This window comes from Nocardia sp. NBC_00881, from assembly GCF_045207455.1.
Lineage (GTDB): Bacteria > Actinomycetota > Actinomycetes > Mycobacteriales > Mycobacteriaceae > Nocardia.
This window is the reverse complement of sequence record NZ_CP108798.1, coordinates 1,859,441-1,878,483: the sequence shown is the minus strand read 5'-3', so window position 1 is coordinate 1,878,483 and position 19,043 is coordinate 1,859,441. Positions and strand designations below refer to the sequence as shown.

The 19,043-nt window shown below is 66.3% G+C and carries 12 protein-coding genes; 6 read left to right on the top strand and 6 right to left on the bottom strand.

The features are described 5' to 3' along the window. Positions 1 to 165: 165 nt before the first annotated feature. Positions 166 to 4,155: a trehalose-phosphatase gene (otsB, locus tag OH799_RS07425; RefSeq protein WP_406277021.1), complete on the bottom strand. Its 3,990-nt coding sequence runs from the start codon at positions 4,153 to 4,155 to the stop codon at positions 166 to 168. Between the two features lie 135 nt (positions 4,156 to 4,290). On the opposite strand from otsB, the gene OH799_RS07420 reads away from it, so the two are divergent. Then, positions 4,291 to 5,292 (top strand): Acg family FMN-binding oxidoreductase, encoded by a 1,002-nt coding sequence (locus OH799_RS07420; protein WP_406277019.1) that lies wholly within the window; start codon positions 4,291 to 4,293, stop codon positions 5,290 to 5,292. A gap of 141 nt (positions 5,293 to 5,433) precedes the next feature. Here OH799_RS07420 and OH799_RS07415 read toward each other — a convergent pair whose 3' ends face one another. After that, a complete protein-coding gene (locus OH799_RS07415) occupies positions 5,434 to 7,053 on the bottom strand; it encodes an ABC transporter permease (RefSeq protein WP_406277017.1) in 1,620 nt (539 codons plus the stop codon). Beyond that, complete coding sequence (locus tag OH799_RS07410; protein ID WP_406277015.1) at positions 7,050 to 7,961, bottom strand: ATP-binding cassette domain-containing protein; 912 nt, start codon at positions 7,959 to 7,961, stop codon at positions 7,050 to 7,052. The genes OH799_RS07415 and OH799_RS07410 overlap by 4 nt, the downstream gene beginning before the upstream one ends. Before the next feature lie 1,029 nt (positions 7,962 to 8,990). Between OH799_RS07410 and OH799_RS07405 the strand changes: the two genes are divergently transcribed. Continuing rightward, complete coding sequence (locus OH799_RS07405) at positions 8,991 to 9,935, top strand: alpha/beta fold hydrolase (protein ID WP_406281885.1); 945 nt, start codon at positions 8,991 to 8,993, stop codon at positions 9,933 to 9,935. Positions 9,936 to 10,182: 247 nt separating this feature from the next. Beyond that, entirely contained in the window at positions 10,183 to 10,542 is a 360-nt protein-coding gene (locus OH799_RS07400) for an MmcQ/YjbR family DNA-binding protein (RefSeq protein WP_406277013.1), read from the top strand. 1,534 nt (positions 10,543 to 12,076) lie between these two features. Here the strand turns inward: OH799_RS07400 and OH799_RS07395 are convergent. Together OH799_RS07395 and OH799_RS07390 are read right to left on the bottom strand one after the other, a co-directional pair. After that, the gene (locus OH799_RS07395; protein WP_406277010.1) at positions 12,077 to 14,338 is read right to left on the bottom strand and encodes a heavy metal translocating P-type ATPase; all 2,262 of its coding nucleotides are present in this window, start codon (positions 14,336 to 14,338) and stop codon (positions 12,077 to 12,079) included. A 154-nt stretch (positions 14,339 to 14,492) separates the two neighbouring features. After that, positions 14,493 to 14,828 (bottom strand): hypothetical protein, encoded by a 336-nt coding sequence (locus tag OH799_RS07390; protein WP_406277008.1) that lies wholly within the window; start codon positions 14,826 to 14,828, stop codon positions 14,493 to 14,495. Positions 14,829 to 15,129: 301 nt separating this feature from the next. Between OH799_RS07390 and OH799_RS07385 the strand changes: the two genes are divergently transcribed. Both OH799_RS07385 and OH799_RS07380 read left to right on the top strand, forming a co-directional pair. Next, on the top strand, positions 15,130 to 15,657 hold the full coding sequence (locus OH799_RS07385; RefSeq protein ID WP_406277006.1) for a flavodoxin family protein: 528 nt from the start codon (positions 15,130 to 15,132) through the stop codon (positions 15,655 to 15,657). Between the two features lie 19 nt (positions 15,658 to 15,676). Further along, a complete protein-coding gene (locus tag OH799_RS07380; RefSeq protein WP_406277004.1) occupies positions 15,677 to 16,546 on the top strand; it encodes a DUF302 domain-containing protein in 870 nt (289 codons plus the stop codon). Positions 16,547 to 16,616: 70 nt separating this feature from the next. Here the strand turns inward: OH799_RS07380 and OH799_RS07375 are convergent, their stop codons facing one another. After that, positions 16,617 to 17,606: an Acg family FMN-binding oxidoreductase gene (locus OH799_RS07375; RefSeq protein WP_406277002.1), complete on the bottom strand. Its 990-nt coding sequence runs from the start codon at positions 17,604 to 17,606 to the stop codon at positions 16,617 to 16,619. A 221-nt stretch (positions 17,607 to 17,827) separates the two neighbouring features. Here OH799_RS07375 and OH799_RS07370 point away from each other — a divergent pair, with 221 nt between their 5' ends. Further along, on the top strand, positions 17,828 to 18,586 hold the full coding sequence (locus tag OH799_RS07370) for an SDR family oxidoreductase (RefSeq protein WP_406277000.1): 759 nt from the start codon (positions 17,828 to 17,830) through the stop codon (positions 18,584 to 18,586). Positions 18,587 to 19,043: the final 457 nt, after the last annotated feature.

Here is a 19,043-nt window from a genome sequence, read left to right as displayed (position 1 = left end):
TGATCGGAGGCCGAAAGACTCTCAGATTTCGGAACATCGCCAATCAAGGTGGAAGCTAACGGTTTTTCGTCGCACGCTGGATGATCTCGGTGCGCTTCGTTGTACCGAGAAGGACATCTCACGCAACATAACTGGAATTCTGGTCGGTAGTGGACCGCGCCGGGGTCATTGTTCTGGTCCGGGTGTCGGGTTCGTTGGCAGGCGAACTGTTTCCCCGGCCACGAGTTGTGCGATCTGGCCTCGACAGTCGATCTCGATCGGCGGTGACGTGCCGGGATCCGAGCTGATTTCGACGCCATCGCCGCTGACGCGGACGGTGAGCCGGTGGCCGCGGTAGACCATCGGAAATGACAGGGCGCCGAGCGTTCTCGGCCAGTGCGGGCAGAAGATCAGGCGGTCGCGGCGGATCTCCAACCCGGTGAAGCAGCGTTGTAGCAGGTCGATGCTGCCAGCCATCGCGCCGAGATGGAGCCCCTCCGCTGTAGTGCCGCCCTGGATATCGGCGACGTCGGATTCGAGTACAAGGTCGAAGAATTCCACGGCACGGTCGCGGTTTGCGCGGGCCAGCACCCATGAATGCACCAGTGCGCTGAGTGTCGAGCCGTGGGAGGTGCGCGACAGGTAGTAGTCGATAGTGCGTGGAATCATCTCACCCGGCAGTTCATATCCGAGATGGCCCAGCAGCTCTCGGAGCTCGTCGGCCGAGAGCAGATAGAACAGCATCAGCACATCGGCTTGTTTGGCCGCCCGGTAGCGGTTGACGTTGTCGCCCTCGGCCTCCAATATCCGGTCCAATCGCTGGATGTTGCCGTAGCGCTGCCGGTAGTGGTTCCAATCCAGTTCGGCCAGTTGGTCGTAGCCTTCGAACTGGCTGATGACTCGGTCGTGGAACGGTACATACATGCGACGTGCGACATCTTGCCAGCGGTCTGGCTCCGACGGTGGAACCGACAGCGTCTCCAGCAATTCGGACCGGGTGCGTGGGGTCAGGAGGGCGAGGGCGTCGAGTGCCCGTAGGATCACCCAGGCAGCCATGATGTTGGTGTAGGCGTTGTTGTCGATGCCTCCGTCGGTTGCCTGCGGGTAGCCGGAATGGAATTCGTCCGGGCCGATGACACCACGGATGATGTAGCGGTCACGCTCACTGTCGTAGTCGGCCATGCTCGACCAGAATCGTGCGATATCTACCAGTAGTTCGGCACCGAATTCGGTGAGGAATTCCAGGTCGCCGGTCGCCTGATAGTACTGCCACACGTTGTAGGCGATCGCGATGCCGATGTGATGGGCACGTCCGCTGGGATCCGGATTCCAGTGCCCCGACAGCGGATTGAGGTGCAGGCGCTGGCTTTCCTCACGGCCGTCGCTGCCGGATTGCCACGGGAACATCGCCCCGGCGAGTCCGGCAGCGACGGCTGCTTGGCGGGCCTCGGGTAGGCGGCGGTAGCGGTAGCGCAGCAACGATCGGGTCAACTCGGGAAACCGAGGATTCAGCACCGGGAAAACGAACAGTTCATCCCAGAACACGTGGCCGCGATACGCCTCACCGTGGAGTCCGCGTGCGGGCACACCTACGTCGAGGTCCGCGGTGTTCGGCGACAGGGTCTGTGTCAAGTGCAGCAGATGTAAGCGCACGATGCGCGCCGGGTGCTCCCGACCGTCGAGGTCGATTCGCGACCGTGCCCACAGATGCTTCCAGGCCGCGGCGTGTCCCTCGAAAAGCTCCGTGTAATCACCGGTGGCGACGAGCCAGCGGGTGGCTTCTTCCTCTGGTCCCGCTGTCGCATGGTCACGTCCGGCGAAAACGGTGACGATCTTCTCCAGGGTCGTCGAGTCTCCGGCGGCGATGTCGACGGTGAAGTCGTGCCCGATCACTCCGTCTCGATCGATCAATTCGCTCGGTGCGTTGACAGGTCCCGCTGCGCATCTCACAGTGCTGCGAGTCGCCACGGCCACCGGTATTTCCGAATTGCTTGTCCGCACCGCGAGCAGTACCGAATCGTCGGACACTCGCACGGCCCGCTCCGTCGACAAGTGGGCATCCGAAAGGCCCCGATAACGCTCCACCAGACCGTTGCGCACGCAACCGTCGATCACCGAGCGGATCGTCAGAGTCCCCGACCAGTTCTCGGCGGTGATCGTCGTCGCGAGCGCGCCCAGGTGTGGCCGGTGCATGGCGGCGAAGCGGCGCTGGGTCACCGTGGTGATTCGCCCCGAGGAGTCACGAAAGCGGAACTGCCGTACGAGCTCGGCGCGGCGCAGATCCATTTGCTGCCGGTAACTCAGCAAGTCGGCGGTATCGATATCGAACCAATCGCCGCCATCGATCCGGAAAGTCACGGGGAGCCAGTTCGGCAGATTCACCATACTTTCGTTGTCCACGACGTGCCCGGCGATTTCGTCGTAGAGCCTGTTGTACACCCCGGCGATATAGGTGCCGGGATAGTGCACTGCCCCGGCCACGCAATCCGGCGCCGCTCCGCGAGTGGCGAAGTAGCCGTTGCCGACAGTGCACAGTGCCTCGCGAAGCTTCTCCTGCGGTGGGTCGTAGCCGTCGAAGGTGAGCGTCCACGACTCCGGTCCGGCTGCAGCGGTTTCGGTGTGCAGGAGCTGTGCCAGCCGGTCGAGGAAGTCGCGAACCTGACGCGGTCCGGCGACCGCGAACTGCGCGGCGGTGTGCCTGTCCCCGGTCTCGGCATGGCGCACGACGACGGGGAGCCCGTCGGATTCGACGGCGTCGAAAGCGTCCTCGTCGGTCAGATCGTCGCCGAGGTAGATCGGCAGCGCCGGGACGGTGAGGTGCTCGAGGATCCAGCGCAACGCGGTGCCCTTGTCCCAGTCCACATCCGGACGCAATTCGGTGACCCGCCGACCCTGGGTCACGCGCAACCCTGCGGTGCGCCCGGCCTCGTGCACCGCGGCGACCACTTCGCCGACGTTCTCCGCGGCGACATTGCGGTGATGGACGGCTACCGCGAATCGCTTGTGCTCAACGAGAACTCCAGGGATATCCTGTAGCTGATGCCGGAGTTCGTCGGCGGCTCGGGCGAGCGCCCCTTCGGCGCCCGGCGCTGCATCGTGCACGTGACGAGTGCCGTCCGGAGCCATCAGCTCGAAACCGTGGCTGCCCGCATACCAGATTCCCGGCACGCCCACGCGGTCACGCAGATCGATCAGATCACGGCCGCTGATGACCGCAACCGGACAGTCGGCGGCGAGTTCCGCCAGCACGCTCGCCGCGCCATCGACGGGTCTTGCGGCGGTCGGGTCAGCGACGATCTCGGCCAGGGTACCGTCGAAATCCAGCAGCACCGCCACTTTCTCGGTGCTCAGGCGATCCACGATCCGCGGCCAGCACTCGATGACATCCGGAACCTCCGATATTCGCCGGAAGCCCCCGCACAACTTCACCCGGCCGAGGTCCTCGACTACGACGTCGGCCCCCTGTGCCAGCAGTCGGGCCGCGTTCGCGTGCCGGTCCACCCCGATGACCAGCGCGAAGCCGCCGCTTCGGCCGGCCGTCACGCCCGCCTCGGCGTCCTCGACGACCACTGTGCGGTCGGGTTCGGCGTCCAGCCGACGCGCGGCCTCCAGCAGCATCGCTGGATCAGGTTTTCCCAGCAGGCCCAGCTCCTCGGCAGCGATACCATCCACCCGAGCCGCGAACAGGTCGGCGATCCCGGCGGTCGTGAGCAGCTGCGCGCAGTGGCGGCTGGCGGAGAACACGCCGGTGCGGATTCCTGCGGCGCGCAGTTGCCGGATCAGCGTGACGGTCGATTCGAACACCGGCACACCGCCGAGCGCGATACGGTCCCAGAACAGGCGATCCTTCCGATTGCCCAGTCCGCACACGGTCTCGGCCGTCTCCGGATCGGAGGAATCGCCCCACGGCAGTGCGATACCTCGTGCGGCGAGAAAATCCGCCACACCCCGATAGCGCGGTTTGCCGTCCACAAAACGCAGGTAGTCGGTTTCGGTGAACGGTGACCGGTCTTGTCCGGCGCCGGCCGGACGTCGTGTGAGGAAGTCGTCGAACAATTCCATCCAGGCCGCGGCATGAATCGCCGCGGTGTCGGTCACTACCCCGTCCATATCGAAGATCACCGCGTCGTAGTGGCGCGTATCGATCCGCGGCGCCACCGGTGCACCGTTTCCCACACTTCCAGCGTGAACGGGTCCTTTCGTCCCGTCCAGGGGCAAAGGTCCGCAACAGGCGCCCGAGGGGACCACGAGCGCGAAGATGGGGACCAACGACTCCTCCGGCGCCGGAGTTCGGCACCTACCGTCAGTGATATGAACCAGCTACCGACCGGTGAAACCATCGAGAAGGCCGTCCTGCTCGCGGGCCGGGCGCCGTCGCTGCACAACAGTCAGCCTTGGCACTGGACATTCGACGGCCGAGCGCTACGCCTATTCGCCGTGCCCGAGCGCAGGCTTCCGGCGGCGGATACCTCCGGTAGACAGATGCTGATCAGCTGCGGTATCGCCTTGAATCATCTGCACGCAGCGATGGCCGCAGCAGGCTGGCGGATCCTCGTCGCCCGCTTCCCCGACCCCAACCGCCGCGATCACCTGGCGAACATCACCTTCCAACCGGCCAAGATCGTGACCGATGGCGACCGTGCTCGCGCCGACGCCGTACTGCAGCGGCACACCGACCGGCTGCCATTCGCCGCACCCACCGGCTGGCCTGACTTCGAAACCGTGCTGCGGACCACCTTCGATCCCGCCGACGCCACCCTCGACGTCTTGCGGGACGACAGCCGACCCGCGCTGGCCCGCGCCTCGGAAATGACGGCGTCTCTGCGCCGCTACGACTCCGAATACCACGCCGAATTACAGTGGTGGACCGGCCACACCGTCGCCGATACCGGTGTCCCCAGGCAAGCCCTGATCTCACCGGAGGAACGGCAGCGAGTGACTGTCGGCCGCCAGTTCCCCACGACCACCGGAGCGCCCCGGCGGGGCGAAATCACCGACGACCACTCGGTGATTCTCGTCCTGTCCACCGACGGTGACACCCCGGACCACCTGGTGCGCTGCGGCGAGGTGCTGTCCACGGTGCTGCTCGAATGCACACTCGCGGGCTTCGCGACATGTCCCCTGACCCATCTGACCGAAGTCCCACGCAGCCGCGCCGTCGTCCGCGAACTTACCGGACACTCCCGCCTGCTGCCACAGGTCCTGATCCGAGTCGGCACCGCACCCGAATCCACACAGAACGGTCCAGCGACTCCCCGTCGCCCACTCGCCGAAATACTCGACATGACCGAATCCGCCGAACAGGTGACTTGACTCTGCGGCAGCCCGGCCTTTCGGCCCACGTTTTGTAGCAATGCTCTATCGGGACCGGCCGCTCCCTCGCCGTTGTTCTCTACATCGTTGTCTCGGTTCGGCCCTTGGCATGGGGTGTCGCCCTTCTGCGCGCCGACGCCGTCAGTATCCAGCGTCGCGGCGGCGGAATCCGGCGAATCCCACCCCTAGTCCGGCTGCCGCCAGTGCGGTGAGGACGAGTACCGGTGCGGCGGAGCCGGTCTCGAGCGGCACCCGCGGAATGTGCGTGAACGGAGAGGCGTCGTCGAACCAATCAGGCAGATCGAAGGGTGTCGCGAAAAGGACAACAACCGCGCAATAGGCGAACACCGCCCATGCCATCGGTACAGCGGCCCTGGGTAACCAGCCGAACCCGAGCGCTGCGACGGTGACGGCCAGCCAGACAGCGGGTGAATAGACGAGCGCCACCCCGGTCATGCGCAGTGACTGGCCCGCATCGGCGATCGTCACGCCATAGGCCAGCCCATTACCGAAACCTCCGACAGCCAGCACGAATGTGGATCCGATCACCGCGATGGTGAGGTGGCTGGCCAGCCAGGCATGCCGGCTGACGGGTGCGGCCAGGACCGATTCGGCTCGGCCCGCGGTCTCCTCGCTGCGGGCCTGCAGGGCGCTGGTGATGCCGTGGGCGGAGGCGAGCAGCGCGGCGATCGACACCGTGAGAGCCAGATATGAGTCCACTGCATCGGCCACGCCGCCAGGCAGGTAGGCGGCGATCTCAGGGTTGTCGGCTAAATAGTCCTCGATGCTGTCGGCGAACGAGCCGAACGCCGCGCCGAGCGCGAACACGCCGACAGCCCAGCTCATCAGCGAGCCGCGCTGCAGCCGCCAAGCCAATCCCGCGGGTGAGCTCAGCGCCCACGACGCGCTGGCCCGTCCCTTTCCATAAGGCAGCAAGCCAGCGCCGAAGTCCCGCCGATCAAGCAGCACGAAGGCGACGGCGGTGAGCGCGACGGTCGCAGTGGCGAACAGCAGTACCGGCCACCAGCGGTCGACGACGAACGGGTAGGTTCGCTGTCCCCAGCCGATCGGTGATGCCCAGGAAGCGGTCCCGGTACCGACATCGCCGATGGCGCGCGCAACGTAGGCCGCGGCGAGACCCAAGGTGACCGAACCGTAGACGCTGCGCGGATTCTCGAACACCTGCGCGGCCACCGCCGTGACCGCGGCGAAGGTCACACCGACCCCACCCACGGCGACCCCGAGCAGCAGTGACCCGCCGGTCGGCAGGCGAGTCCCCACGCCAGTCGCGAAAATCACCAGCACTACGGCTATGTCGGCCAACCCGGCCAGAGCCAGCGCCGCGATCGCCGGCGCGCGGCGACCGACCCGCGCCGACCGGATCAGCTCCGCCCGCCCGGTCTCCTCATCTGAGCGGGTGTGCCGACCCACCAGGAACATATTCATCAAGGCGACCACGACGGCGAGGTAGGCGAAGATCTCGAAGACGATCTCGCCGCCGATCGTGTCCAACAGCCTGGTCGGCCCGCCCATGGCAATGGTGGTCGCGCTGGCGCTCATCATCTGGCGGACCTGGGCCAGTTTCTCCGGGGTGTTGTAGAACCGCTGGCTGCCGAAGGACTGGAATGCCAACAATGCGGCGGCGCCCAGCACCCAGCGCGGCAGGGCGAATCGCTCGCGCCGCAGCGTGAACCACAGTAGTGTGGCCGTCCCGGAGACGATCCCACTCAGCGGAGCTCGCAGACTCGACCCAACAGTCACGATATCTCCTCCGCGTGGGCAGGTTCGGCACCGTAGTGGCGCAGGAAGATGTCCTCCAGGGTGGGTGGTGTGCTGGTGAGACTGCGCATGCCGAGGTCGCAAAGTATCCGCAGGACCGTGTCCAGATGGGTGGTATCGACATCGAATCGGGCCCGCGTACCGTCCTGAACGAGGTTATGCACGCCAACTACGGCGTCCAGATCCGTGGGTGGGCGAACGGTTTCCACCGTGATCGCGGCACGGGTCAGATGCCGCAGTTCGGACATGGTGCCGCTTTCCACAGTGTGCCCGCCACGGATGATGCTCACCCGGTCACACAACGCTTCCACCTCGGCGAGGATATGGCTGGACAGCAGCACCGTCCGGCCGTCGTTCTGCGATTCCTGGATACAGCGCTGGAATTCGACTTCCTTCAGCGGGTCGAGGCCGACAGTGGGCTCGTCGAGCAGCAGCAGTTCCGCGTTCGAGGCCAGTGCGGCGACGAGTGCGACCTTCTGCCGGTTGCCCTTCGAATAGGCACGCGCCTTCTGCCGTGGGTCGAGCTCGAACCGTTCCAGCAGTTCGTCGCGGCGACGCCGGTCGACACCGCCGCGCAGCCGCTCCATCAGGTCGATCACCTCACCACCGGTGATCCCGGGCCAGAGAATGACCTCCCCCGGCACGTACGCCAACCGTGCATGCAACGCGACCGCGTCGAACCACGGGTCGCCGCCGAGCATGCGTACCATGCCGGAATCGGCGCGCAGCAGCCCCAGCAGGATCCGGATCGTCGTCGTCTTGCCCGAACCGTTGGGGCCGAGAAAGCCGTGGATCTCACCGGTCCGCACGGTGAGATCCAGTTCATCCAGGGCACGCACCGTACCGAACGTTTTTGTCAAACCGTTGATCGAAATGGCGGGATCGGTCACGAGGGCACCATCCTTGCTGCCGGCCCTGGGCTGGTTCGTGTCAGGGACTGACTGGGCACTGGTGCAGGCACGTCATGAGGATGTGCATCATCCGAATCAGTTCGGGCCCCATGACTCATCTCCTCGAATCTGAAATCCGATGCGCCGAGCACCGTCGTATCACCCCACGATGCGCCCATGCCGTAGTGCGCGCAGGGGCCGAAAGTCACCTCGGTAGGTGTCAGTCGAACCGCGAACCGTCTCGGTTCGGGACGATGCTGGTAGAAGACTGGACGCGGAGTCCAGCGGCAAATCGACGCTACCGCCGCAAAAGCCGTCAACCTCCCCAGGCGCACCCGTCGAGGATGTGCCGACATCTTCCGCCAGGCATGGTCGGCGGCCGTGAAAGGCATCGCCGTGTTTTGCTCCGGCAGCGGACGTGCTGCGGAGCGCCAGGTCTGCCGCGGCACGACGCCGTCGAACCCAGCGGCATCGGCATCGTCGAAACACCGGATTGCGGCGGCTGAGCTGTCTCATCGGTCACCCAAAGCTCGGTTTCACTAGGCGCGGCCGTCGCATCCGCGGCTGCGCTGCTCGGCCGCGGCGCCGGGCACCATCTGGACCTCTTGTGCTCCAGCCCACGGTCCACCTCACCCACGGTCTCTTTTCAGCGGTCAGGAATGCTGAGGGTTGGAGCCGCCGCAAATAAGCGTGGTCGGGCTGTCCGGGTCGTTACCCGCAGCAGAGGTGAACCGCCCGACCGCAGCGGAATCCATGCGTGCGCCTTCCACACTCTCGGCTCGGATGACAGCGGCCAATGAAAATTCCCCGCGGACGGCCAGATGCGAGTCCCCGTAGGCGGCCAGTTCGCATAGTCGGGCACATTGTCGGCAAATATTTTGAACGCGCGGTAATGCCGATTCCGGGTGATTGGGTGAGCGTGAACACGATCTCGGCTACGCCGATGATTTTCGGGTGAATCTGTCGTCGATACCGTTGGGTATACCGACAGACAGGAGTCCAGGCATGACGAGACCGTTTCGATTGGGCATGACCTCAGTACGGGCGAACGGTGTGGATCTGGGCATCGAGAGCTTCGGCCGCGAGGACGATCCGCTTGTCCTGCTGGTCGGCGGCACGACGATGCTGTCCTGGCCCGACGCGCTGTGCGAGCGGCTCGCGTCGGGCGGGCGGCGCGTGGTCCGCTACGACCTGCGTGACTCCGGCGCGTCGACGACCCTCGACCCGGAGAATCCGGCGTACGACTTGCGGGATCTCGTCGCCGACGCGGCCGCGCTGGTCGGGGTGCTCGGTGCTGGGACCGCCCATCTCGGTGGGGTCGGCGTCGGCGGGATGATCGCTCAGGTCGCCGCGCTGGACTACCCGGACGTGTTCTCCGCACTGACCCTCGTCGGCACCCGGCCGGTGGCGCCGGGCCCGGTCGACGAGGACCTACCGGACCACGACCCCGCGGTCATGGTCGCGCTGTTCTCCCACCCGCTGCCGGACTGGACCAACCGGGATGCCGTCGCGGCGTTCGCCGCCGAGGGTGCCGAGCCGATGGGCGACGCTCCGGAGGAGGCGCGGGCGACGGCGGCCCGAATCTGGGACCGGACGCCGTCGAGCGATCCCGCGGTGCACCAGGCGAACCAGCTCGGGATGGTGTTCTCCCGGATCGACTGCGCCCCGAGATGGCGGGAGCGGCTCGGTGAGCTCGACGTGCCCACGCTGGTGGTGCACGGTCGCGCCGACCCGTTCTTCCCGGTCGGCAACGGCGAGGTCCTCGCCGCCGAAATCCCTGGGGCGCGACTGCTCGTCCTCGACGACATGGGTACCGCCCTCCGGCACGCCGCGGCCGACCAGGTCGCCGCCGCCATGCTCGCCTGTAACCGCCCGGCTGGTAGGCATCCTGAGCCGGCGGAACGCACCATAATGCCGCTGATCGCGCTGACCGAACCGGCCAGCGCGGCACCGCGGAAGATCAACGAGCAGTAGTGCGCATCCGATGCTGGCCGATCGCACCATCATGCCGAGTACAGGGCGTCCGCAGGAGCGTGTACATGACCTCGACTGCACCGATGAATTTCGGGTGGCTCCCTCGTAGAAGCTTCTGGATAGACCGAAAAGACAGGAGTCCAGACATGACTGACCTGCCGACGTGGCGAAATCGTGTGCGCCGCAGCGGCGATGGCGGGCACCAGTACCTGAGGGCGCATTCACGCGGAACCGAAGGAGTCCGACCATGGCGGTGATCGAAGACGTCAGCCCACTGGGGGCCGAGTTGGAACGCTCGTACCAGGTCTATGTACGTGGCAGGCTGAAGTTCCGCGTCAAGCAAATCGTCTACGTGGCGTTCTCCCTCGATGAGACCGTGATGGGCTTCGCGTTCCCCAGGGAGGAGCGAGCGGCGCTCATCGCGAGCGAGCCGCACAAGTTTCAGATGCCATCGGCATCGGACATGCGCTTCAACTGGATCGAGTCCGACCTCGCGGCCCTGGACCCGACCGAGGCCGGTGAACTCGTCGTCGATGCATGGCGCATGGTCGTCCCCAAGAAACTTTCCCGCGCTTACGATCTCACTTATCCCCACGGGTCGGTCTGAGGCCCGGACTCCACAAATCCGGTCGTCGACGTCGCCGCACATGAACGCCACGCGGGTGCACCGAACGCGCGCTCATGCCGCATTTCGCCAGCTTCCGTCGCCCGATCGTTAGCTACTTGCTAGCCCCGGCGGCCAGATAGCTCCCCGCTAAGTGGCCGTGAGTGGGGAATTCCAACTGGCCGCTGACACTCGGACTCATAGCAGATGACTCTAGATAGCTTCGGCTGGTCTCAGCGGGCGACGCGCCGGTTTCGGCAGCTGCGTTCCGGCGTAGAAGCCCGAGACGGCACAGATCAGTCGAGCACCAGCGGGTTCGACGAGGTGGTCGCCGACCGGTAGCGAGTTCGGCTGCACCACATACACGTCATTGCCGCACACGCGGTCGACGATCCGCCACACCATCCCCTAGCTGGGTTGGAAAGGCTACGAGCCGGGCGGAGGACGAAGGGCCTCGGCATAAGGGTCTTCGTAATCGGTTGCTGTCGACCGGCACCGAGCACAATTACCGATATGGACGATGGACACCGCCCAGCACGCTGGCTTCCGAGCCAATGAGATCAAGGGAAAGCTACTCGGCATTCGATGCGATGTCCGCTGGTCGTCTCGGGATTCTGCACATGTCGCGTTCGGTGTCGAGGTCCTGGATCCTACGCGCACCGATGTCTGGTCGCCGCCGCCGGCGATCGACGGTTCTGGCGACAAGATCCGCACGACAGTCAAGGCGGAGCCGAACGGGCCATGATCGAAATCTTGCGCAGCCAAGCCTCTTCGAAGGCGAACTCTACGGCGGCACACTGTTCGCGGTGGTAAACAGGAAGCGGCTTCATTCTTCTGTCCGGTCGGCTCGGCGCAGGCGTCACCGCGGTCCGCTTGTACTCCGGACAGTCGTGAGACCGCGTCGATGGGCCGGGGCCAGCCCACACCAATCGAGCGATCCACTGCCTCTTACGACGCTGGATCACTCCCGCTCTGACACAAGCCAACGGCAGGCGGGTCGGGTCGGGTCAAGGCAACGACGCACACCGATCACATCAGTGTCGGAAGTCCCTCGAACACATGACCGCAGGTACTGAACGTCACCGCTGCGTGACTCCGTCCGCGCCGGAGCCTCACCTCGGCGTGTTGTCGGCAGTCGTTCAGGGAGGCTATGCCTGCGGTCCGACATGTCTGCGCAGCGTGGCCAGTCGGCTGGCGAACTCCTTTTCATCGATCTCGCCCCGCGCGAAACGCTCCTGGAGGAGCCATTCGGGGGTCGGCGGCGTGGGGTGAGGCGGGGTGCGGTCGGCGCGCAGCGTGAGCCGGACCAGCAGGACGACGACCGCGATCAGCCGCCCGTCACCTGCGGTGGCGGAATCACGCCGATCACTGAATACACGCCCAGCTCAACGAGATTGGTGACCGTGATGCTGCCTACTGTCTTCGAGGAGCGCCGCCGACCGTACCCGGCGGGGTCCCCGCCGCGCTGGAATCACTCGAACCGACCAGCCGGCACTAAAAAATCCCTGCGCGAGAGATGTGCACAGCTGTGGCCCGATCACCGTGCATCCACAGCGCTGTCGATCGGTGCGTGCGCCAAGGTGAACAACGCCTCGTCTTCCTGCGCGAAGTGCAGGGTGAGAATCGCGTCGAGGCCGTACAGCGTCGCACGCAGATCGTCGATCTGATCCTCGCGGATACCGTCGGGTGAATCGTTGAGGTGGCGGCGGATCCGATCGGCCAGCCGCTCTATTTCGGTGTGTTCGCGGCTCATCGTCACCATCGCTTCCGGGTCCCGCAGGTAGTCGGTCAGCGCGGGATACAGTTGCGACTCCTCGGCATGCTCATGCGGCAGCACGCGCTCGATAAGCAACTCCAGCGCCTGCTGAACCGCAGCATCGGCACTCGGGCCAGGACCGGATGCCAACAAGTCGGCGGCACGCCGGACCGAAGCGCGCGCGGCGTGCAGCCTTTCGTGCTCGCGGGCGAACCGCGCCACCAGCGGATCAATCGCGCCGGTACGGCGACCGGGTCCGGTCCGCAGGGCGCGCATTGCGTTCACGATCACCGCGACGTCGATACCTTCCTGCACCAAGGCACCCACTGCGGGCTCGAGCAGACCGAACGCGGCGGCGATCATCGCCAGCAGTGACAGCGTCATGCCTGCGACCGCACTCTGCACGGCCAGCCGACGTGCGCGCTGGGCGATGTCGACAGCGTCGGCCAGCCGATCGATGCGATCGTCCACGATCACCGCGTCGGCCGCTTGAACCGCGGCGGTCGACCCGCGCGAACCCAGTGCGATGCCGACGTCCGCGGCAGCCAGTGCGGGCGCGTCGTTCACCCCGTCCCCGACCATCGCGGTCACGCCATGGCGGCGTTCGGCGCGAATGGCGGCGATCTTGCCGGCGGGGTCTGCGTCGGCGAGCACCTCGGTCAGACCCAGCATCCGTGCCACCTCGGTGGCATTGTCCACCCGGTCTCCGGTGAGCAGCAGCAGCCGCGACAGCCCCGCTGCTCGCAACCGGCGCATGGTGCGGGCGGCGTCGGCCCGCAGGCGATCACGCACCAGCAGCGCAGCGACGGGCACTGCGTCGATCGAAACCCAGATCACGCCCGCGAGGTCGAGCCTGGCTCGCCGCAGCACCGCCTCCGCCCACGGCGCAGGCTCGGTGTGCGCGGGCAGCCGCCCGACACGCACCCGATGCCCGTCGACCATACCGGTCGCGCCCTGACCGGGCTCCTCCGAAACCTGTTCCGCGGTAGCGGGTGCCAGCCCATGCAGCTCGGCGGCCCGAGTTACCGCGCGAGCGAGCACGTGTGGCGAGAACTGCTCGACCGCGGCCGCCCGGCGCAGCGCCTGATCCTCGTCGATGTCCGGCGCGGTCAGGATGTCGATCACCTCCGGACGCCCGACAGTGACGGTGCCGGTCTTGTCCATCGCCAGACACCGTGCACGACCAAGGATTTCCAGCGCGGCGCCGTTCTTGACCACCACGCCGGCCCTGGCCATGCGCGACATTCCCGCCGTGATGGCTACCGGCACCGCCAGCAGCAGCGGGCACGGAGTAGCGGTGACGACGACAGCGACCGCCCGCACCGGATCCCGAGCCAGCACCCAGGCCGCGCCCGCGACGACCAACGCGAGAGGCAGGAACCACACCGCTACCCGATCGGCCAGCCGCGCCACCGGAGCCGTCGCGGCGGCTGCCTGCTCCGCCAGTGCGACGATGCCGGCATAGGTGCTGTTCTCGACCGTGGCGCCAGCTTTGATGTCCGCCGTCGCACCGGCGTTGACCACTCCGCTGCGAACCAGGGCGCCCGCGCGGCGAGCCATCGGTATGGATTCCCCGGTCAACGCCGATTCGTCGAATACGCCCGCTGTCGCCAGTGTTCCGTCGACTGGTACGGTCTCGCCCGGTAGCACGACCACGGTGTCGCCGCGCCCGATCTCGGTGGCCGCGACGGTCTCGATCCGGTCACCTCGCCGCCGGTGTGCCTGGACCGGGGCCCGTTGCAGCAGCGCGGACAGGTCGCGTCCAGCCCGCCTGCCCGCGTATGCGTCCAAAACTCGGCCGGTGGCCACCATCAGGGCGATCAGCGCACCAGCGAAGTACTCACCGACCGCGGCCGCGCCGACCAGCGCGATCAAAGCCAGGAGATCGGCGCCATAGCGGCCACGCCGAAGATCGCGTACGACCCAGATCGCGGCCGGGACGAGTGCGACGACGGTCGCGGCCAGCCACGGCACTTCGGCGGCGTTCGCGTTGAACGGACGCACCACCAGCCCGGCTACGCCCAGTAAACCGATCACCGACACCAGCGCGATCTCACGAAATCCCTTTGTCCCCCGGGTTTTCGGAGCATCCGCAGTGTTCGTGCCGCTCCGGCCTCTTCGATGTGCCCAGATCATCGGCAGCCCCCTGTTCGAACTTCGACGCCGCGGTCTGGGCAGGTGTGCTGCATCGGTCCGGTCAGGCTACTCGACGTAGGTTCTGACTCTTCTCCAACGTTTCGGCCTCGTCCGCCTGCTTGCGGGCCAGCCCCTCGAAGAATCCGAGGACAGGCTGCCAGAAGTAGCCGGTGCCGGCGATGATGAGGCCGGTGAACACGAGGCCGAGCGCGTGATTGCGGATCGGCAGATCCAAGGCCGCAAATAGATCGAAGTCGGCTATCCACGCCGCCGCGATCCCGAGGACGACCAAGGTGATCGCGAGGAATTCGCGCGCCTTCTCGAGATAGCGAACCGCGAACCGGGTAACGACCAACGCCGCGAGTCCGAGGAGAACGATCATTCCGAATGCGTTCACGACTTGCTCCCTTCTTGTCTGTGCAAGCCCGTCTTTATGGTTCACCGTCGAGAAATTCCCTGGCAGTGCATCGTGTCACCTGTTGTCATGACCTTTGGCCCCATGACATCCCGGCATGGCCGTTTCGCGGCAGGCGGCGTCATGGTGGCTGTACTCGCTAATCCCACTGCACGCCGGATATACGGACCAAGGTCCCTCTGCCCACGTCGGTTCGGCACTGTTGGAGGCGCGCGACTGACCGTAGCGTCGTTGCTCACACAGCTTCCCCAAGACAGCGGCAGGCAGTATCAAGGAGACCGCAATGCGAGCACGGGTCGTCTATGAATCGATGTTCGGCAACACCGCCGCCGTCGCCGAGGCCATCGCGCAAGGAATGCGTAAGCACGCGACAGTCGAGCTGCTGAACGTGTGTGCCGCGGCGGAAATACCCGAGCCGTCGGTGGATCTGCTCGTGGTCGGCGGACCGACCCACGCCTTCGGGCTGAGCAGGAAACGAACCCGGCAGGACGCCGCCGAGCGAACCGACGCGCCGATCGCGGTCGACATCGGTATTCGGGAGTGGCTCGACGCCGCGCTGCCGGTCCCCGAGGGCAGCAGGGCCGTTGCTTTCGGTACCAAAGTCGGGAGCCCGCCCTGGCTGCCCGGGTCGGCGGCGCGCGCCGCCGGCAGACGCCTACGGCATTTGGGTTATCAGCTCGCTGACGATCCGGCTGACTTCCTGGTCGATGGTATTACTGGACCGGTCGCCACGGGTGAACTGGACCGCGCCCGTGCCTGGGCTGAACGCCTCGCGCACACCGAACTCGACCGCGTCGCGCATCGGGTCTGATCGGCGAAGGAGCAGGGTCATGTCGTACCCAGTGACGGTTGTCGAATCGGTGCCGCACACGGTCCTGGAACTGCGCCGCACCGTGCGTGCCGACCATGCCGGCGACGACATCGGCAGCGGGATGCAGGCGCTCTACCGCTTGGCCACCACTTTAGGGATGGCGCAGTTCGGGCCTCCGTCGACGACCTACCGCGGTGGATTCGGCCCGGGCACGTCGACCGACGTCGACTTCAGGCTGCCGGTCGGCACAGGACCGCTCGGCACCGAAGAGGCGACGGTGCGACGCATCGAGCCCGGCCTGTACGCGCAGACCGTCCATCACGGCGACTACCACGGAATCGGAGCCGCCTACCGCGCGATCGACGACTGGCTGCGCTACTCGACGTTCCGTCCGGTGGGACCACCAACCGAGGTGTACCTGGTCACCCTCGACGAGGCGGTGGTGCCCCACGATCTGCTGACCGAAATCCGCGTCCCGGTCGCGCCTGCCGATCTGACCGCGCGAGTCACCGTGCCCGTCGACGACGCCGTGCAAATCCTGCACGATGTACTGGCCGAACAGGGTTTCGGCGTACTGACCGAAATCGATGTGCGCTCCACATTGCGCGCGAAGCTCACAGTGTCGATGGAGGACTACGTGATCCTCGGCGCCTGCAACCCGTCACTGGCCCATCGCGCGCTGGAGATCGACCGGCGGATCGGCCTGCTGCTCCCGTGCAACATCGTGGTGCGCGCCGTCGGCGACACTACCGTCATCGAGGCGGCGGACCCGGAAATACTGGTACGGCAGTCCGGAACGACCGGGCTCCAACCGATCGCGTTGGAAGCCCGCGCAGCTCTCGTCGCCGCTATGGAGACTGTCGCGAAGCACCCGCCCGCAGTTGAATGATGCTTGCCCAATCCAGTACGGCAACCGCACAGATATCGGAAGATACAGAACTCACCAAGGCCGATCTCGGTCAGTGCCGATCGGCCGTCTCGAATGAATCCACCACGTCCTCGACCGCACGGCGGGGGGTGGCCTGTAGCGGCGGAGCGCTGGTCGGCGCCCAACCTATCCGGATGACCACTTGGGGGTAGGCGTTGTCGTCGAGCACGCCCAGGCGGACCTTGCGGCGCACCTCCGGGATTTCCAGGGGCTCGGTCAGCGGGCAGGTCGCCAAGCCGACATTGATGGCGGTCAGCAGGACCGCGCTCATCGCCTCTCCCGCACGCAACCGGGACAAACGGTCATCGGCCGAGGTACCGAGCACGAGCAGTTCCGCGTAGTCGGGCTCCTGCGCGGTATCGATGAGCTGCGGCGCCGCGAACTCCCGTGCGGGCAGTTCGTCCTCCGCGCGCGGACTCGGGGTGTTCCTGGCCGGAACACCCTCCTCGGTGCTGTGTTTTCCACTCCAGGTGGCCAGCTCGAACCGGTAGTCCGGATCCGCCGCATGCCTGCTCGCAGCCTCACGTATGGCCTCGATCAAGTGGTCGCGGGACAGATCGGAAGCCTGCCGCAAGATCGCGCCGAGTGCTGTCGCGCGCTCGGTAACCAGCCCGAGGTACCCGGGCGGGATCGGCCATGAGCTGTAGTGTCTGCGGTCCGTCCGCCGGTGCGAAATAACGGTGCTCAGCGCAACGTCCAGCGGAGTCGGCCGATGCCGCACCAGCTCCATCGCTGCCAGGTGATTCGGTTCTGCCGGATTCGGCAGCCGATGCACTAGCGCCGACCAGCCCAGCGCCGCGAAGGCGACACTCAGGTGGTGCAGTGCGGCACCACAGCTCAGCACCAGATCGCGTGTATCGGGATCCGTGGATGGTAGCGCCCGAGCCGGATCCAGGTAGAGGTGCACGGATCGGTGCGCGATCCGCCACCGCCATGGCTGAACGTTGTGTACCGACGGCGCCCGCACCGCGAGCGCCAGCGCTGTCTTGACGGTGTTGTCATCGGGCAGTCCGTGGTCCATGTCGTCCTCCATTCGTTTCGATCAACGCTGCCACCGGCACGCCACACCGGTAAGGGCAAGACGGCCTCTCCTGGCAGGACTTCGGGCGCCTGTGACCGGCTGCGACTTGTGGGCGAGATCGAAGCCAAGTACCTGCCGATCAAGGACCTTCGGCCATCACGCCAGGCCGGGCCGATGCGGAAGTCTGAGAGCATCAGCCACAGCGAAAGGACCTGGTCACCATGTCCGGTCTCACTGGATTCGATCTCCATGGGCGCAGCGCCGTCGTCACGGGTGCGGCACGCGGCATCGGAGCCGCTATAGCGTGCACACTCGCGAAGTCCGGAGTCGGCGTTGTCGTGGCCGACATTCTCGATCAAGAGGGTGAGACCATTGCGGGCGCGCTGGGCTCGTCGGCGATATTCCGGCGCCTTGACGTCACTGATGAAGTCCAATGGAGGCGGGTGCTCGACGACGCCGAGGCTACGTTCGGGCCGTTGGCCGTGGTGATCAACAACGCGGGCATCGTCGATTTCGGCGGCGTCGAGAACGAGTCGCCCGCGATGTTCCGGCACGTTATCGACGTCAACCTGTTCGGAGCCTGGCTCGGTATGCGTCTGGCCGCGCCGCGACTGCGCGTGGCTGGCGGCGGCGTCATCGTCAACATCTCTTCGACTGCGGGTCTGACGGGATATTCGGGGGTTGCGGGCTACGTAGCCAGCAAGTGGGGTTTGCGGGGCCTGACGAAGGCCGCCGCGATCGAACTCGGCGGGGCGGGCGTGCGTGTCTGTTCGGTGCACCCCGGCCCGATCCATACGCCGATGACCGCCGACCTCGATGCGAGCGTGGCCGCGGGCCAGCCGCTTCCGCGCTTCGGTGAGCCGGAGGAGGTCGCCGCGATGGTCGGATTCATCGTCACCGAGGCAACGTTCTCGACCGGGTCGGAGTTCGTCCTCGACGGCGGCGCCACAGCGGGTATGACGTTGAATGTGCCATCCTGACGGCCTGCTCGACGTGATGACGACCGCCATCGACGCGCGCGCTCAGTTGCGCGAAACACACACCGGGATCGTCGTGCTGTGCGGCGAGCGCGCCTACAAGGCGAAGAAGCCGATCACCACCGACTTCCTCGACTTCGGCACACCAGCGCTGCGCGAGCAAGCCTGTGCGCGCGAACTCGAACTCAATCGCCGCATGGCGCCGGACGTCTATCTCGGCGTCGGCCACCTGAGCGACCCGCTGGGCGGGCCCGCCGAGCCGGTGCTCGTCATGCGGCGGATGCCCAAGGACCGCAAATTGTCCAATGTGCTTGCCGACACCGTGGGGCGGCGTAGCTCGGAGCTGTCTGCGCTGGTACGGGTGCTTGCCCAGTTCCACCGCTCGGCTCGTCGCGGCCCCGAGATCGATCGGTCCGGCACCCGGCCGCGCTGCGAAGCCGATGGCAGACACTCCTGCACC

Bases quoted from the DNA above. Each gene is read 5' to 3' on its own strand.
- OH799_RS07420 (WP_406277019.1), top strand. From the start codon at position 4,291: ATGAACCAGCTACCGACCGGTGAAACCATCGAGAAGGCCGTCCTGCTC.
- OH799_RS07405 (WP_406281885.1), top strand. From the start codon at position 8,991: ATGACCTCAGTACGGGCGAACGGTGTGGATCTGGGCATCGAGAGCTTC.
- OH799_RS07400 (WP_406277013.1), top strand. From the start codon at position 10,183: ATGGCGGTGATCGAAGACGTCAGCCCACTGGGGGCCGAGTTGGAACGC.
- OH799_RS07385 (WP_406277006.1), top strand. From the start codon at position 15,130: ATGCGAGCACGGGTCGTCTATGAATCGATGTTCGGCAACACCGCCGCC.
- OH799_RS07380 (WP_406277004.1), top strand. From the start codon at position 15,677: ATGTCGTACCCAGTGACGGTTGTCGAATCGGTGCCGCACACGGTCCTG.
- OH799_RS07375 (WP_406277002.1), bottom strand. From the start codon at position 17,606: ATGGACCACGGACTGCCCGATGACAACACCGTCAAGACAGCGCTGGCG.
- OH799_RS07370 (WP_406277000.1), top strand. From the start codon at position 17,828: ATGTCCGGTCTCACTGGATTCGATCTCCATGGGCGCAGCGCCGTCGTC.